Genomic DNA, 13,543 nt, shown 5'->3' on the forward strand with positions numbered 1-13,543 from the left:
ATCAATAGCAACGGCGCTTCGATTACAATCTCGTGCAGTTTGCCAACCGTGTATCAAGTCTACAACCAAGCGATAACCTGACATGGCCAGACGCGTCATCATCGACAGCAATGCATCGTCGCCGCTCAAAGTCTCCGTGGCTGGCGTTGACGCGGCTGGTGCGCAATTCAACAACTGCATTTTCGACGGCAACCAGCCGCCGTTGCGATTGTTCGTCGCTGGAGTCTCTCTCGTTCCCGGGATTTTCAATAGCGAATATGTCGGAGGCAAGAACGTCAATGAAGGTCCGCCAACATTTTTGTTCACGCCGCCGTCAGGTAAGGCGCCGATCTTCATAGTTGCTGTTCGCAACATCAACGACGTCAATAATATCGTCAGCGGGCCTTGGATGGGGATTGGCGCATCTGGTGGACCGCAGTTGGCAACAGGTGCCGGCGGCGGTGTATGTGGATCGTATTTTTGTCCCGCGAATTTCGATGCCGGTCTGATTGTTCCGCCAGGACAATCAGATGTCGCCGGCGATCCGATGTACGTCAATTTCTGCATCTTCAAGAATGTGAACTGAGGTCGTCATGCTTTACATCACTCATGATCCGAACAGCGAAGATGAAGGACGGATCACACAAGCCAATAAATTCTATGGAAGTCCGGAAGAACTGGCGAAATGGGAAGAAGTCGCGCGCGATGAACTGAAACAGACGTTCATTAAAAAGAATCTTCCCGGGCTCGTTCCTCCGGACCAATATTATGTGCGCCGGAAGCGGTGGTTGAAACAACGACCGATCATGCAAATCACCGTCGACAAAACGGTGATCACACCATCCGATGGCGATGATTATGCGCTGATCAAGGGTGTTCCGGCTGATGCCAAGTATCGCATCTATGGCGCCAACGAATTACTGCATCAAGGCGTCATGGACAGCACCGAAATGAGCGTCGCGATCCCCGTCGAAATGACATACACGATCTGCTTCGATCGATGGCCGTTTCAAACATTCAAACTCGATATCAGGGCGCAACTCTAATGCCAACCTTCATCAAAATCGATCCCATGCCGGCACTGCGCGCTGCTAAGAAAATTGCGGTCAACGCCAATTTCAATGCTGCCGCTCAGTCGCACATCGAACAGGCCCACGCGCAAAAGCGTCTATGGGCGCAGGTCCAAGACGAGCGGTTGAAACCGGAAGCTGATTTGCGCGGAATTTCCGTCGCCGAATTATCGGCTATCATCCTGGCAAAACCCGACACATTCGCCGAGCGTGAGCTGCAGCGCCAACGGATCATGATGGCAATCGACGGAGCTAAAACGCCGAATGAATTGTTGACTGTCAACATCACTTAGTTTATAGTGCGACGCCCCTCATAGGATCGTCGCATGACCGCCATTTCAACCTATTTCACCGGTACCGTTTCCGTCGCCAATGGCGCAACCACGATCGTCGGAGCCGGTGGTGCCAATTGGACAGGAACCAACGCAAAGCCCGGCGACGATATCGTCATCTCGGGTCAGATGGTCCCGATCATCGACGTGGTCGACGGCACGCATCTGACCATCCTACCCTGGCCGTTTACCAGTGTGGCGGCCGGCACTCCCTACACCATCATCAAACGCTCGCTGCAACGTACGTCCGGCGGCACCGCGGCGCTGCAGGTGAGCGACATGGTCGCCGCACTCAATACGGAGGGGTTCTATGTTTTCGTGGCGCCCGATCTGACCGAACCAGATCCGTCTCTTGGCGAGGAGAACCAGTTCGCCCTGCAACCAGACACCGGAAAGCTTTGGCTCAAGACCGGCGGCGTGTGGGTGTTTCAGGGCATCTACAAGGGTTTCAGCGTCAAGGGCGCATGGAACTCCGCGACAACTTATGTTGCTGGCGATGTGGTCAGCTACAACGGCACTTCCTACGTCGCACTCGCGACGAACACTAATCAGAGTCCGTTGAATGCGACCTATTGGGCTGTGCTTGCTGCGGCTGGCACTGCCGCGACTATAGCGGTCGGCACGACCACGACCGGAGCCCCCGGAACGAACGCAGATGTCGAGAATTCCGGCACGTCTTCGGCGGCAGTCTTCGACTTCACCATCCCGGCAGGCAAGGGCTACGGCGGTTCGTCCGCGACCTCGCTCACGATCGGCACGGGCTCAAAAACCTTCAACGGCGTGGGTACCGGCTTGGTCTATCAGGTCGGCAACTACGTTCGCGCCAGCTCGGCGGCAAACGGCGCGAACTATATGGAGGGGTTTGTCACCGCTTACAGTGGCGTCAATCTCACGGTCAACGTCACGAAGGTGGGCGGCTCTGGCACGTTCGCCGATTGGAATCTCGCAATCGCTGGCGCCCCTGGCTCGGGCGATCTGCTGTCAACGAACAATCTCTCCGACGTCGCGGACGCTGCGGCGGCGCTCAAAAATCTAGGCGCTCCGAGTGTTCTTCGCGGCTATCTTTCCGGCTTGACGCTGTCTACTGCGGGCAGCTCCGCGACGTTCGGGATTGCTGCTGGCATCGCAACCGATAGCACAAATGCCGACTTTCTCTTGCTGGCGGCGGCATATACCAAGACGACCGCCGCGTGGGCAGTCGGAACAGGTAACGGCGCGCTCGACACCGGAACCATCGCTAACAATACTTGGTATCATGTCCACCTGATCAAACGCTTGGATACCGGCGTCGTCGATGCCCTAATTTCATTGAACCCAACGGGGCCAACGTTGCCATCGAACTACACGCGCTCAAGGCGCATTGGTTCAATGCTGACGAATGCGTCGGGCCAATGGGTGAAGTTTAGCCAGCTTGGCGATGAATTCATTTGGGATACGATTTTTGCTGACGTGAGCGTCAGCAACCCCGGCACTGCGACTGTTGTACGCACGCTTACCGTGCCGACCGGAATCAAAGTTCTTGCCAACATCAACGTGCTTAGTGTGGCTGACTCCACCACGGTCGGCGCCGACAATCGCTTAGCCGTTTTTCCGTTCGACAAAACAGATGAAGCGATTGCAAACAAGATATTTACGATAGGCGGTATCAATTACGCCGCTACCGGCCAGACTGGTAACACGCAATCCGCCGGCCAAAACACAATCAGAACAAATACTCTTGGTCAGATCAAGACGAAGAATTCCGCATCGGGAGCCAACACGTTTCTTTCCATCGGCACCACCGGCTGGATTGATCGGCGCGGAGACGTCACGTCGTCATCGTCGTCGCCATCGACCGACTCTATCGCGAGCAAGGCCACTCGTGCGCGCCTGGTCCGCGGGACCAACCTTCTAAAGCACGGGACGTTCATAAATGGGGCGGAAGGCTGGTCGGTGTTCACCAGTGGATACGATCCTGTTCGCTTCGATTTTGATCGGGATAACAACAGCGTTCTTAACACGCTGTATTCCCATAGCCGCGCGCATGTGTCCGCTAGCGCTTCTGGCCTGATGATGTATGTGATGCCGAGTCGAATGTCGCCGGTCGACATCACGAAGCGTTACAAGGTCGGCTGCATGGCGGTCGGCCCCGCCTTCGACATCAAAGTTACGTGTTACAATATCAACAAAACGCCGATCTCGACTCTGACGTTCAGCTTCACGCCGAGCAATACCAATAACGGAATCGCCGACCTGTATACTGGTATCATCAACGCGACCGGAGGCGGCGGCACGGCGTGGCCTGCTGGCACTGAGACGGCAATTGCTTCGTTCGGGTTCACATCTGCGGCAGCGGCAGATTTGTTGGTCTATTCTGCGTTCATGATCGCGGAGGATGAATGGCCTGGCAGCCTGTCGGCCACACTAGTCAATACCGGAGGCGGGACGCATGAGGCCATCAGCGACGGAACTAACCTCTACGTCATCGGCCACGCCTACAACGAAGTAATCAAGTACGACGGAAATTTAAAGAAAGTGGCCTCCGTCGCAATCGGCAGCTATCCGCACCAAATCGTCTCCCTTGGTGGCGATGTCTGGACTGCAAATTTCGTCTCTCCGACCGTTCAGCAGATCAACAAGGCGTCGATGACGGTCACCAACACCTACACGATCCCCGGCGGCCCAAACAACAACGGTTTCGGCATCGGCACCGATGGCGTGTCAAAACTATGGGTCGCAGCCGGCCGGCATTCATTGGGCGGTTGCACGATATACGACTTGAACCCAGCGACCGGAGTCATGACAGCGCTTTCGACCGATTGCGATACCGAAAGCGCGAACATTCCCGTTGAGTATCTTGCGGGGTCGATCTGGACCTCTCGCGAGGACAACGGAACGGTAAAGCGGATCAACCCTGTGGGCGGCGCGACTATCGCGACTATTCCGACCTCGGTGGGGCAGTTATACGGAATGGGCGTCGGCGGCGGCTGGGTGTTTGCGTGCGGACAGCGTGGCGTCGCGCAAATCGACCCTGCGACGAACACGGTGGTCAAGAGCTACATATTCCGCGACTTGTATCGCGGCGCCTCCAATGTGTCCGTTTCCAATGGGCGGGCGTTCGCTACTGGTACGACCGGCGTTGCCGTGATCGACTACACCAACCAAACTATGGAGGAAGTCATTCTCGATGCTGGCGAAATGAAGTGGACGAGAGCGCTTCCTAACGGACAGATTGTCGCCGGAGCATATGCGGCTCCGTGGCTGTATCTTCTTGAGATGGTGTAAGCCTTGGCTTTAGATACCTTCCGCGCATGTCTTGGAACGGTTTTTCGATACATTGGTACGACAGCGCGGCCATCGCAACAATTGGAACGGCAAGCACGAGCGTTGCGATGAAAACGCCATTTCGCCCCGTGAGCATGCCGCTTAAAAACTGCGGATACACGATGCTCCAGAACTCGCGTTGCATAGCGTAATGGAGAATGTAAAGGCTAAAGCTGACCGTTCCGATGCCCATCATCGCGCGGCTAGCCCATGCGCCGGCGAGGGGGCGGCTGACAAGGTAAGCGGCAATGAACGCAGCCGCGGTCAACCCCTCGATTTCGGGATAGACGACATGCCAAGAGTGCCAGACGTATATTCCGCCCGAACGGTTCAGTACGGTTAGAAGCGAGAGGGCCGCAACGCTGGCCGCCGCCAATGCGAAAAGTCCGGCCCTGCGGCTTACTTTGAAGTCAAGCCTTCCGGTCTCGAAAAGATACGCGAGCCCGATCCCAATCATGAACTGGTTGATGCGGCCGACAATCGTAAAGTAGCTGACCCGGTACATTTCTGCCGGTTCGCCATGCAGTGGCAAAAGAACGATCATTCGCAACAGCCAGAACAGCAGAATCGCAGAAAGCAAGAACTGAATCCCCTTGCGATCTGCGAACATGAACAGAAACGGCGCGATCAAATAGAACTGGAATTCGACGGAGATAGTCCAAACGGTTCCGGCGAGGCCGGAAGGATCGGTGAACGCGGCCTTTGTGTTTGCTAGCAGTAAGAACGGTGCGAGGATTTTGCCAAGGTCCAGATCCTTCGCTGTGTACAGTGAGAACATCAGGACCACGATCATAAGCGGGAAGATTCGCAGGAAGCGGTTCCGGATAAAGCCGGCGTAGCTGATGTCCTTGCCGAACGTTCCGCTCGCTAGGATATAGCCGCTCAGCACCATGAATAGGGCGACGCCGGTATGGCCCTCGTACAGCAGGGCGGCGAGCGGATTGCTCGCAACCGGCCAGCCTTGCAGACCGATCGCTGCCCCTCCCGAATGCGCTGAATGGTAAAAGAGCACAAGTAAGGCGGCCCACCCGCGAAGTTCGTCAACCTCGCGGTTTTTCTCTCTGTTTGGACTTTCCAAGGCACGTCCCCGTGTTTGGCGGCGAACCTACCACCCCACAACCAACCCGAGCAACCCTACTTAATCGCCTTCCACCACTCGTCCTCGTCGTCACCGCGCTCCTCCAATGGCGTGTAAGCCGCGATCACGAATGTCAGCAGCACGCCGAGCGCGAACACCCCAAGGATGAGCAAGTCGGCCCCGGTGTTCTGCACGCCACCGTGCAATATGTCGGATGGGACGAATTTGATGCACTGGCCATCGAGCCAGGAGACGCATTCCATAGACAGCCCTCTTGCGCTGTCCCGACTGGTGCCGGGTGGGTGAAAATCAGCAGCAAGAGGTGCTGACCTCCCATATTCCCGCCACGCCCGGAGCTACCGAGCGTTGCTACTAACGGTTATTTTGGGAGCCACCCGGCGCAATAGCCGGCTACCCTCTTGCTGCCTTCAATTCGCGTCGACAGTTTTCACGCTGCCTACGCTGCACGAACGGTAGCGGCGCGGAACGCTTGAGGCAATCCCTATTTATGTTGACAGTCAACATTCCATTTGATACGTTCATGGAATGCGGCTCATCGACAACCCCTGGCAAGAGCTACACCGGCTTTGGACGATCCGGGTGTCGATTGCGCTCGGGGTGTTCAACGGCGTTGCGGCTGTGCTCAGCGCCTTCACGGACGTCTTTAATCCGTGGTTTCTCGTCGTTCTGAGCGTATTCGTTAACATCGCGATCATTCCTCTTACGCGGCTCGCCAAGCAGAAAGAGCGGGCGACGTGAGCGCTCGCAAAACAGCCATCACAGTCGCGTCCGCCGGTGCCCTGGCCATGGCTCTGCCGATGGTAAAGGGATACGAAGGTCTTTGGCTCACCGTGAAGCCCGACAAGCTCGCCCACGGTCTTCCGACCGGCGGCTATGGCGAGACTGAGGGCGTCGTTCTCGGCGAGACGCACGACGAAGCATATTGGGCCGCTCGTCTCCTAAAGCGCCTGCCCGAGTATGACCGCAAAATTGGCCGGTGCATTACCGCCGATCTGCCGGACGGCGTCCGCGCCGTGGCCATTTCGCTGGCCTACAATGCCGGTCCGGCGGCCGTTTGCCGCTCGCCGATGGTGGAGAAGTGGAACACCGGCAAGGTCACCGCCGGGTGCAAGGCAATCTACACCGAGGACGCGAAAGGCAATCCGACCGGCTGGTATATCCGTGCCGGTGGTGAGGTGCGCCGCGGCCTGATCAATCGCCGTAAGAACGAGCGCGCGAAGTGCTTGGCCGGCATCAAGGGCGGCCCCGCAACCATCACGGTCGAAGTGCCGTATGAGAAGCCCGTACCGAAGCCGGTGAAGGTTGAACCGCCGAAACCGCCGCCCGCGCCGTCACTGTGGACACGGCTGCGATCGTGGGTATTCAAATGAACACCGGATGGATTTGTCCGCGCTGTTCGACGGTTCATGCGCCGCATGTGCAGGCGTGCAACTGCCCGCCCGTACCCTCGATCACATGGCCCGGCATTCCGTCCGTCCCCTCGCCACTCTCGCCAATGCCCAAGTGCGGCTGCACCGGCCCGTGCCTCAACGCCGCCTGTCCGCATCGTCCCGTGGTTACCTGCGGAGTAGCGCAATGATCCCGCTTGTCCTCGTTCCCGCCGGTCAGCCGTGGGGATTGTACGCCATCGCCGGTCTACTGCTCGTCCTTCTCCTCTGGTCCTTTTTGAGTGATCGCTGATGGCGTGGCTACATTTCATTTTCGGTTGGCCAGCCGTTTCCACGTTGATCGGCATCGCGGCTGTTGCGGTCGCGGTCCTGGTGCCTCCGGTGCTCACCGCATTGATTCCTCATCTGCGCACCGCCGCGATTTACACGGCGATCGCCGCCTTTTCGTTCACTGCCCTGGCTGGGAAATATTACCATGACGGACTCGCCGAAAAGCAGCGCCAATGGGACGCGGCACTCGTCAAAGAAGCAGATGACGGCGCGAAAATTCTTCGCGATGCCGAGCGCGCTGCTCGCGCTGATACTCCTGAGCGCATGCGCAACGACTCATGGAACCGTGACAACTGGAAAGACGGAAGACGCCCGTAAGGCGCGCTGCGCCGGTTGGCCAAAGGGCGAATATTCCGCGTCCAAGGACACTCCTGAAACGATCCGTTGGTTCGGCGTCTACAAACGCGTCGGAGTGAAAAAAGGCTGTTGGGGTCCGAAGTGACGGAGGCGGAGATCAAGAACATTGCTGAAGAAGCAGCCGAAGGCGCGCTTCGGAAATTCATGCTTCTGCTCGGCGTGGATGTCAGCACGCCGGCCGCGATGATCGAGTTGCAGCGAGATTTCACGCACCTGCGAAACGAACGCACGATGGTCGGCAAGATGCGCGACAAGGTGGCCGCCACGATCACCGGCAGCGTCGTGACCGGCATCGTCGGTGCAGTGATTTTCTACGTGACGAAAGCGCATTAATGGCCACTCCGCCCGTTTCTGACGAATCCGTAAAGCTCGCAGTTCAAGCCTACGTCGCCAACGGCAAAAGCCAAGCCAAGGCGGCAGCGGCGATCGGCATGTCGCGCGAGAGCCTGCAACGCCGCTTGAAACTGGCGGTCGAGCGCAACCTGGTGAACCCGGACGCCACGACCGAAGTCAACGTGCGGACGATCGACAATTCCGATCCGATCAAGCTGCGCGCCGCGAACGACGAGAACGCCCGCCTCCGTGCCGCGCTCAAGGAAGCGGAGCGCCGCGCCGCGGAAGCCGAGAACCACCGCGAGCATGTTCTGCGCTTGGCGCCAGAGCCGGCCAAGCTGCAACCGAAATTCGTTCGTGGCGATGGCAAGGGCAAAGGTCGGCAAGCGGTCGTCTTGCACCTATCCGATCTGCACGTCGGCGAAACGGTCGACCGCGCCGAAGTCTCGAACGTCAACAGCTACGATTTGACGATCGCACGCAAGCGCATCGGGCGCCTGTTCGAAACGGCCGGCGTGTTGATGACGTCGGCATGGCCGGCCAGCGACGGCGCTCCGGAACGCCTTAACGTGCTGCTTGGTGGCGATCTGATCAGCGGCCACGGCCTGCATCCCGAGCACGCCGAGACCGACGCCGGCACGGCGTTCGAGCAAGTCAAATGGGCGGCCGAATACATCTCGGGCGGCATTCTGCGACTGCATGAGGAACTGCGCGAGCGGTTCAAGAAGTCGATCGAGATCCACTGCATTTCCGTAGTCGGAAACCACGGGCGATCGACCTTCGGCAAACCGCGTACCAAGCTGGTCACGCTGCAGAGCTACGACACGCTCGTGGCGGATTTCGTCGAAGCGTCGCTGCGCCATATTCCGACCATCAAGCATTTCCAGCCGCGCGGCTTCGATGCCTATTTCGACGTCGCCGGTTGGCCGGCGCTGCTCACGCACGGCGACCGCATGGGCTCGGGCGGCGGAACCGGTTTCATCGGCCCGATGGCCACGATCATCAAGGGTCACCGCAAGATCGTCGACACCGAATACCGCCAACGGCGCCCGGTGCGCTGGGTGTTCTCCGGTCACTTCCATACGACCGGCGTCACGCCCTTCGGCTTCGGCAACGGCAGCGTGGTCGGCTATGGCGAATTCGCCAAGTCGCTGCGCGCGGATCCTGAGCCGGCCAGGCAGAACCTTGTCGTCATCCACGAACGCTACGGGCTGTTGCGATGGCATCCAATCGAGTTGGGACGACCGGACGAAGGCACGATTTACGAAGGCTCGCACAACATGATTCTGCCCGTCTACGGGGCAACAGGGTGACTCCTGAGATGGTCACGGAGTTTGCCGCATGACGATCAATCCGATTTGCCACGTCTTCGGATGGGGCTTCAGTTTCACGACGCGAGCCCCGCGGATGTCAATGGACTCTTGGTACCGTTGGCACGATGGAGTTCGCAGTGTTCGCATCGGCACATGGGAATTGCTGGCGTGGCGATCCAGAAAACCACGATGAACATCGCCCTCTCGCTGTTGCTGCTCGCCGCCCTGGCGATCGCGCTCAGTCGCAGCCCGACGATCCACGGCGTTCTGATGCTGGCGGGATACGCCCTCGCCGCGCTGTTCGTCGCCTTCGCCATTCTCATAGGGATTTTCACATGACCACCTGGCCAAAGAACGATCGCGAGTGGGCGCGGCAGCATATCGGCTGCAACGTGACCACCTGCCCCAATGGCAAATGCCGCGCGACCGGCGAGTGCATCGACATCGAGATCGCCAGGGCGCACCGGGAAATTGCGGAGCGGCATACCCTGCCGCAGCGCGAGATTGCGCCGGGTGTCGTCGACATGGTGCTGCGCACCGTGGAAAGCCCGCCGCTGGCGCCGCAACTCCGCGACCCGAAAGATGCGCCGAGCGCGTTCAAAGTGCTGAAGGACGCTCTTGCCCCGAAGCGCACCATTATCGCCTTTACCGGGCTCGCCGGCGCCGGTAAGAGCACCGCCGCAATGCACCTCGTCAAACACCACGGCTTTCGACGTGTGCGCTTCGCCGGCCCGCTCAAGGCCATGCTGGCGGCGCTCGGCTGCACGCCCGCCGAGATCGACGGAGATCGCAAAGAACTCCCCTGCGACCTTCTGTGTGGTAAGACGCCGCGCCAGGCGATGCAATGGCTCGGAACCGAGTTCGGCCGTAACCTGATCGGCGGCGACGTATGGATCCGCGCTTGGCGCGCTGCGGTTGATGCGCTGCCCCCTCGAATGCCCGTCGTGGTCGACGACTGCCGCTTCCCCAACGAGGCGGCCGCCATTCAAGCCGCCGGCGGCGTCCTGGTGCGGATTGAGCGGCTCGGCGCGGGCACCGCGTCGGTCCATGAGTCCGAGAGCTATGCGCTACCGGCCGTCGGCGTGATTGAAAACGATGCGTCGGAAGCAGTGTTGCGCGACCGGGTCGACGCGATGCTGCGCGATCTGTCGTGGGTGGAGAAGACCGGATCGATGTACGATCGGCCGGACTGGACCGACGACATGGGATATTTCGAGGGGCGCTAAATCAACTCGGCAGCCATTTTCGCGCGAGTCTCATCGAATAGCCGCTTGATGTCTATGACGATGTAACCGCTGCAAGTGACAGTCGGAATGGAATTGCCCACGAATCGATAACTAGCGGCAGGGTCAAACACGAGAAAAAGGGGTGTTTTGCCGCGAGATGCCAAATCGAACGCCTCCGCTCCTTTTGGGCTTTTCAATTGTCGAGCGAACCACATCAGAATTTCTTTCAAAGCGGCCGGCGACAAACCGAGCGTCAGCATTCGACCCGCCACCATTGCGATTTTCAATTGCTTGATTGAGAACTTCTTTCGCTCGTCCCCAATGTCCGGCTCAATCACACCCAAGTTGGATAGGTAATCGATCTGTGGAAGCGTCGCACCCGACAGATCGGCTAGTTCTCGTCTAAGATAGGTTTTCATGTCAACAATTCCGATTGAATTTCGTAATTTTACGATTGTTCGTCGGAATTGTCAACAAACTCACCACCTAAGCCCCAAAGTCGAAATCCATATCCACTTCGCGCGCCGGCTTACCGAGCCCGCGCCGCTGCGCCATCGCCTGCACGACCAGCCGGACTCTTTCGGCCGCCGCGATCACGCGCTCCGCTTCCACCTGCAGCACCATCACCGCGCGGTCGTCGACTTGCCTGCCACCTGTACGCATCGCTTGTTCTCCGTTTGTTCTTTATGCAATTTACTTCGGATAATCCGAAGTCGTCAACTCTTTTCTTTGTCGCTCTGCGTCGCGCAGTTGGAAAAATGGCCAGCATTCGCGCTGGCCGATTCTCAATCACTGGGTAGGCAAGTTTTCAAATTCGACTTTGACGCCCATCGATTGCGCGAGCGTCGCGAACAGCACGCACGACCGATCCATGTTGCGCTTGGCATCGGCCATCTCAGTGGCCATTGCCATGACGGTTCTTGTCGCCAAACCATCCCGACTCGCGTCGCGCTGCTTCTTTGCCCCACCCCTTATTTTACCCATTGCCGCACTTCCTCGTTACCAGTTGCATTCGGGGAACTTTACATTCCCTAATTGTTAGTAAATAACTTGAACGAATTTTGGTCAAGCAAGAACTCAAATTGTTCACCACCGGAATAATACTGGTTCCCTTTTTGAAACAAGGTGTTGGGAAGTGATAATACGAAAGTCTTTCAAGGGGCGGCAACGTCGTATGCCAACGAATCGTTTGAGCGGGTGCCAGGCGCGGGCGGCCCGAGCCATGCTGAATTGGTCCGTCCGCCAGCTCGCGCAGCATTCGGGCATCAGCGAAAGTTCGATAAGGCGGATCGAAGCAGCGTTCGGCGTACCGGAAAACGTGACGCTCGATCTGCTTGTGCGCCTGCGCGAGTTTTACGAAGCCCGCGGCTTCCGGTTCCTATTCGACGACGAGTACGGACCTGGCCTGCAGTGGCGCCGTAAAGAGCGCCGGCGCGGTGCGCCCGATCGCCGCGGCTCGGGTAGCGGCGGCGGAGATCCGACGCGAAGCGCGACGAGCATCACGACCGACCTATTGCCTAGTGTGCCGTGGATATTTCGGCCGGGGGACAGGCGGTGACGATGCTTACGGAGACTGGAAATTTATGAGGATTGTCAACATAGCATAGCATTAATTGCTTACAAACATTAATAAATTCAATTACTTGACTAGTCTGGGAGACTAGGGGTCGAAGGTTCAAATCCTTTCGCTCCGACCAAACTTTCAATAGTTATGCTCTGGGGCGATCTACCGGCCTTCGCCGTCCTTCATCGCCGAATCCAGCATCTCCCGGCAACCGATCAGGTCCTGGAGCGCGCGCTGCAGGCGTTCGCGGTCGGCGGCTGGGATGCCGCGGGCCGGTGCGGCTGCCGGCGTGGGCTGGGCGGCTGGCGCTTGCCGGCCCTTGAACGGGGCGAGGATGCCGTCCTCGTCGGGGTCGACGAAGCGGTAATCGATCTCGATGGCGTTGCCGTCATCAAATTCCTCATCCTCGGCATCGTTATCGTGGCCGGCGGTCTCCTCCTCCTCGTCGGATTCCCGCAGGCTCTGGCCGATCGCCTCCTCGACGGCGCCGAAGGAGATTGCCGCGCTCTGGTCGGAGATCGCCTGGACCGACTTGATGCCGTGCTCCTTCAGGATCCGCTGCACGCCGCGGATCGTATAGCCTTCGCCATACAGCAGGCGGCGGATGCCCTTGAGCAGGTCGACATCGTCGGGGCGATAGTAGCGGCGGCCGCCGCTACGCTTCATCGGCTTGATCTGCGCGAACCGCGTCTCCCAGAAACGCAACACGTGCTGAGGGATGTCGAGCTCGTCGGCTACCTCGCTGATGGTACGGAATGCATCGGGCGCCTTTTCCAAATGCCCGCTCCTTCTCCTAGAGCATGATCCGCACAAACGCGCTCGCGACAACGCCATGCGCCAGCGCGGAGATCACGCTCAAACAACGATAGCGCGGGATGACGATTCGAAGAAACGCCATCACGTCCAGGAAGGAATTATCCGCTCTTGCCTTCGCCGTTGGTCGACCCGTTGTGGCCGTTGATCCGCTGCTTCAGGATCGCCGACGGCTTGAATACCATCACCCGCCGCGGCGAGATCGGCACTTCGGTGCCGGTCTTCGGATTACGTCCGATGCGCTGGCCTTTCTTGCGCACCATGAAGGAGCCGAAGGACGACAGCTTCACCGTTTCGCCCTTTTCCAGGCAATCGGTGATTTCCTTCAAGACGAGTTCGACAAACGCCGAGGATTCCGTGCGCGACAATCCCACCTTCTGGTAGACCGCCTCGCACAAATCGACTCGTGTGACTGTTTTACCGGTTCCGGTCATCG

General features: G+C 58.7%; 19 protein-coding genes. 12 read left to right on the forward strand and 7 right to left on the reverse strand.

Translation table 11 applies throughout. The annotated features are described in order from the left end of the window. Nucleotides 1-82: 82 nt before the first annotated feature. From AC5ZG1_RS32360 to AC5ZG1_RS32375, 4 genes are read left to right on the forward strand one after another with little or no spacing between them, the layout of a single operon-like run. Nucleotides 83-565 carry a hypothetical protein gene (locus AC5ZG1_RS32360; RefSeq protein ID WP_496135258.1) on the forward strand — a complete coding sequence of 161 codons (483 nt, stop codon included), beginning with the start codon at nucleotides 83-85 and terminating at the stop codon, nucleotides 563-565. A 7-nt stretch (nucleotides 566-572) separates the two neighbouring features. Further along, on the forward strand, nucleotides 573-1,025 hold the full coding sequence (locus AC5ZG1_RS32365) for a hypothetical protein (RefSeq protein ID WP_496135259.1): 453 nt from the start codon (nucleotides 573-575) through the stop codon (nucleotides 1,023-1,025). Then, nucleotides 1,025-1,342, forward strand: coding sequence for a hypothetical protein (locus AC5ZG1_RS32370; RefSeq protein WP_496135260.1), 318 nt, complete (start codon nucleotides 1,025-1,027; stop codon nucleotides 1,340-1,342). The genes AC5ZG1_RS32365 and AC5ZG1_RS32370 overlap by 1 nt, the downstream gene beginning before the upstream one ends. A gap of 33 nt (nucleotides 1,343-1,375) precedes the next feature. Continuing rightward, nucleotides 1,376-4,645, forward strand: coding sequence for a carbohydrate-binding protein (locus tag AC5ZG1_RS32375; RefSeq protein ID WP_496135261.1), 3,270 nt, complete (start codon nucleotides 1,376-1,378; stop codon nucleotides 4,643-4,645). Here AC5ZG1_RS32375 and AC5ZG1_RS32380 read toward each other — a convergent pair. Next, nucleotides 4,581-5,762: an acyltransferase family protein gene (locus tag AC5ZG1_RS32380; RefSeq protein ID WP_496135262.1), complete on the reverse strand. Its 1,182-nt coding sequence runs from the start codon at nucleotides 5,760-5,762 to the stop codon at nucleotides 4,581-4,583. The genes AC5ZG1_RS32375 and AC5ZG1_RS32380 overlap by 65 nt on opposite strands. Before the next feature lie 56 nt (nucleotides 5,763-5,818). After that, the gene (locus AC5ZG1_RS32385) at nucleotides 5,819-6,025 is read right to left on the reverse strand and encodes a hypothetical protein (protein WP_496135263.1); all 207 of its coding nucleotides are present in this window, start codon (nucleotides 6,023-6,025) and stop codon (nucleotides 5,819-5,821) included. A 283-nt stretch (nucleotides 6,026-6,308) separates the two neighbouring features. On the opposite strand from AC5ZG1_RS32385, the gene AC5ZG1_RS32390 reads away from it, so the two are divergent. The 7 genes from AC5ZG1_RS32390 (at nucleotide 6,309) to AC5ZG1_RS32420 (ending at nucleotide 10,730) form a co-directional block, all read left to right on the forward strand. Further along, the gene (locus AC5ZG1_RS32390) at nucleotides 6,309-6,521 is read left to right on the forward strand and encodes a DUF7940 domain-containing protein (protein ID WP_496135264.1); all 213 of its coding nucleotides are present in this window, start codon (nucleotides 6,309-6,311) and stop codon (nucleotides 6,519-6,521) included. Further along, on the forward strand, nucleotides 6,518-7,153 hold the full coding sequence (locus AC5ZG1_RS32395; protein ID WP_496135265.1) for a glycoside hydrolase family protein: 636 nt from the start codon (nucleotides 6,518-6,520) through the stop codon (nucleotides 7,151-7,153). The genes AC5ZG1_RS32390 and AC5ZG1_RS32395 overlap by 4 nt, the downstream gene beginning before the upstream one ends. A 309-nt stretch (nucleotides 7,154-7,462) precedes the next feature. Further along, complete coding sequence (locus AC5ZG1_RS32400; RefSeq protein WP_496135266.1) at nucleotides 7,463-7,819, forward strand: hypothetical protein; 357 nt, start codon at nucleotides 7,463-7,465, stop codon at nucleotides 7,817-7,819. 183 nt (nucleotides 7,820-8,002) lie between these two features. Then, complete coding sequence (locus tag AC5ZG1_RS32405) at nucleotides 8,003-8,191, forward strand: hypothetical protein (RefSeq protein ID WP_496135267.1); 189 nt, start codon at nucleotides 8,003-8,005, stop codon at nucleotides 8,189-8,191. Next, entirely contained in the window at nucleotides 8,191-9,504 is a 1,314-nt protein-coding gene (locus AC5ZG1_RS32410) for a hypothetical protein (RefSeq protein WP_496135268.1), read from the forward strand. The genes AC5ZG1_RS32405 and AC5ZG1_RS32410 overlap by 1 nt, the downstream gene beginning before the upstream one ends. A 168-nt stretch (nucleotides 9,505-9,672) precedes the next feature. Continuing rightward, the gene (locus AC5ZG1_RS32415; protein ID WP_496135269.1) at nucleotides 9,673-9,843 is read left to right on the forward strand and encodes a hypothetical protein; all 171 of its coding nucleotides are present in this window, start codon (nucleotides 9,673-9,675) and stop codon (nucleotides 9,841-9,843) included. Beyond that, nucleotides 9,840-10,730, forward strand: a complete 891-nt coding sequence (locus tag AC5ZG1_RS32420) for a nucleoside/nucleotide kinase family protein (RefSeq protein WP_496135270.1) — start codon at nucleotides 9,840-9,842, stop codon at nucleotides 10,728-10,730. The genes AC5ZG1_RS32415 and AC5ZG1_RS32420 overlap by 4 nt, the downstream gene beginning before the upstream one ends. Here AC5ZG1_RS32420 and AC5ZG1_RS32425 read toward each other — a convergent pair. The 3 genes from AC5ZG1_RS32425 to AC5ZG1_RS32435 form a co-directional block, all read right to left on the reverse strand. After that, nucleotides 10,727-11,149, reverse strand: a complete 423-nt coding sequence (locus AC5ZG1_RS32425) for a MerR family transcriptional regulator (protein WP_496135271.1) — start codon at nucleotides 11,147-11,149, stop codon at nucleotides 10,727-10,729. The genes AC5ZG1_RS32420 and AC5ZG1_RS32425 overlap by 4 nt on opposite strands. Nucleotides 11,150-11,216: 67 nt before the next feature. Continuing rightward, on the reverse strand, nucleotides 11,217-11,393 hold the full coding sequence (locus AC5ZG1_RS32430; RefSeq protein WP_496135272.1) for a hypothetical protein: 177 nt from the start codon (nucleotides 11,391-11,393) through the stop codon (nucleotides 11,217-11,219). 126 nt (nucleotides 11,394-11,519) lie between these two features. Then, the gene (locus AC5ZG1_RS32435; protein WP_496135273.1) at nucleotides 11,520-11,714 is read right to left on the reverse strand and encodes a hypothetical protein; all 195 of its coding nucleotides are present in this window, start codon (nucleotides 11,712-11,714) and stop codon (nucleotides 11,520-11,522) included. Between the two features lie 190 nt (nucleotides 11,715-11,904). On the opposite strand from AC5ZG1_RS32435, the gene AC5ZG1_RS32440 reads away from it, so the two are divergent. Further along, complete coding sequence (locus AC5ZG1_RS32440; protein WP_496135285.1) at nucleotides 11,905-12,288, forward strand: helix-turn-helix domain-containing protein; 384 nt, start codon at nucleotides 11,905-11,907, stop codon at nucleotides 12,286-12,288. Between the two features lie 168 nt (nucleotides 12,289-12,456). Here AC5ZG1_RS32440 and AC5ZG1_RS32445 read toward each other — a convergent pair whose 3' ends face one another. Together AC5ZG1_RS32445 and AC5ZG1_RS32450 are read right to left on the reverse strand one after the other, a co-directional pair. Further along, a complete protein-coding gene (locus tag AC5ZG1_RS32445; RefSeq protein WP_456642215.1) occupies nucleotides 12,457-13,071 on the reverse strand; it encodes a MerR family transcriptional regulator in 615 nt (204 codons plus the stop codon). Nucleotides 13,072-13,208: 137 nt separating this feature from the next. Continuing rightward, on the reverse strand, nucleotides 13,209-13,541 hold the full coding sequence (locus AC5ZG1_RS32450; RefSeq protein WP_028162876.1) for an integration host factor subunit alpha: 333 nt from the start codon (nucleotides 13,539-13,541) through the stop codon (nucleotides 13,209-13,211). Nucleotides 13,542-13,543: the final 2 nt, after the last annotated feature.

The organism is Bradyrhizobium sp. Leo78 (genome assembly GCF_059512425.1).

What these genes read in the sequence shown, in the direction of transcription:
- AC5ZG1_RS32430 (WP_496135272.1), bottom strand. Translation starts at nt 11,393, where the DNA reads ATGCGTACAGGTGGCAGGCAAGTCGACGACCGCGCGGTGATGGTGCTG.
- AC5ZG1_RS32420 (WP_496135270.1), top strand. Translation starts at nt 9,840, where the DNA reads ATGACCACCTGGCCAAAGAACGATCGCGAGTGGGCGCGGCAGCATATC.
- AC5ZG1_RS32440 (WP_496135285.1), top strand. Translation starts at nt 11,905, where the DNA reads ATGCCAACGAATCGTTTGAGCGGGTGCCAGGCGCGGGCGGCCCGAGCC.
- AC5ZG1_RS32435 (WP_496135273.1), bottom strand. Translation starts at nt 11,714, where the DNA reads ATGGGTAAAATAAGGGGTGGGGCAAAGAAGCAGCGCGACGCGAGTCGG.
- AC5ZG1_RS32410 (WP_496135268.1), top strand. Translation starts at nt 8,191, where the DNA reads ATGGCCACTCCGCCCGTTTCTGACGAATCCGTAAAGCTCGCAGTTCAA.
- AC5ZG1_RS32370 (WP_496135260.1), top strand. Translation starts at nt 1,025, where the DNA reads ATGCCAACCTTCATCAAAATCGATCCCATGCCGGCACTGCGCGCTGCT.
- AC5ZG1_RS32400 (WP_496135266.1), top strand. Translation starts at nt 7,463, where the DNA reads ATGGCGTGGCTACATTTCATTTTCGGTTGGCCAGCCGTTTCCACGTTG.
- AC5ZG1_RS32375 (WP_496135261.1), top strand. Translation starts at nt 1,376, where the DNA reads ATGACCGCCATTTCAACCTATTTCACCGGTACCGTTTCCGTCGCCAAT.
- AC5ZG1_RS32360 (WP_496135258.1), top strand. Translation starts at nt 83, where the DNA reads ATGGCCAGACGCGTCATCATCGACAGCAATGCATCGTCGCCGCTCAAA.
- AC5ZG1_RS32385 (WP_496135263.1), bottom strand. Translation starts at nt 6,025, where the DNA reads ATGGAATGCGTCTCCTGGCTCGATGGCCAGTGCATCAAATTCGTCCCA.
- AC5ZG1_RS32425 (WP_496135271.1), bottom strand. Translation starts at nt 11,149, where the DNA reads ATGAAAACCTATCTTAGACGAGAACTAGCCGATCTGTCGGGTGCGACG.
- AC5ZG1_RS32450 (WP_028162876.1), bottom strand. Translation starts at nt 13,541, where the DNA reads ATGACCGGAACCGGTAAAACAGTCACACGAGTCGATTTGTGCGAGGCG.
- AC5ZG1_RS32405 (WP_496135267.1), top strand. Translation starts at nt 8,003, where the DNA reads ATGCTTCTGCTCGGCGTGGATGTCAGCACGCCGGCCGCGATGATCGAG.
- AC5ZG1_RS32365 (WP_496135259.1), top strand. Translation starts at nt 573, where the DNA reads ATGCTTTACATCACTCATGATCCGAACAGCGAAGATGAAGGACGGATC.
- AC5ZG1_RS32390 (WP_496135264.1), top strand. Translation starts at nt 6,309, where the DNA reads ATGCGGCTCATCGACAACCCCTGGCAAGAGCTACACCGGCTTTGGACG.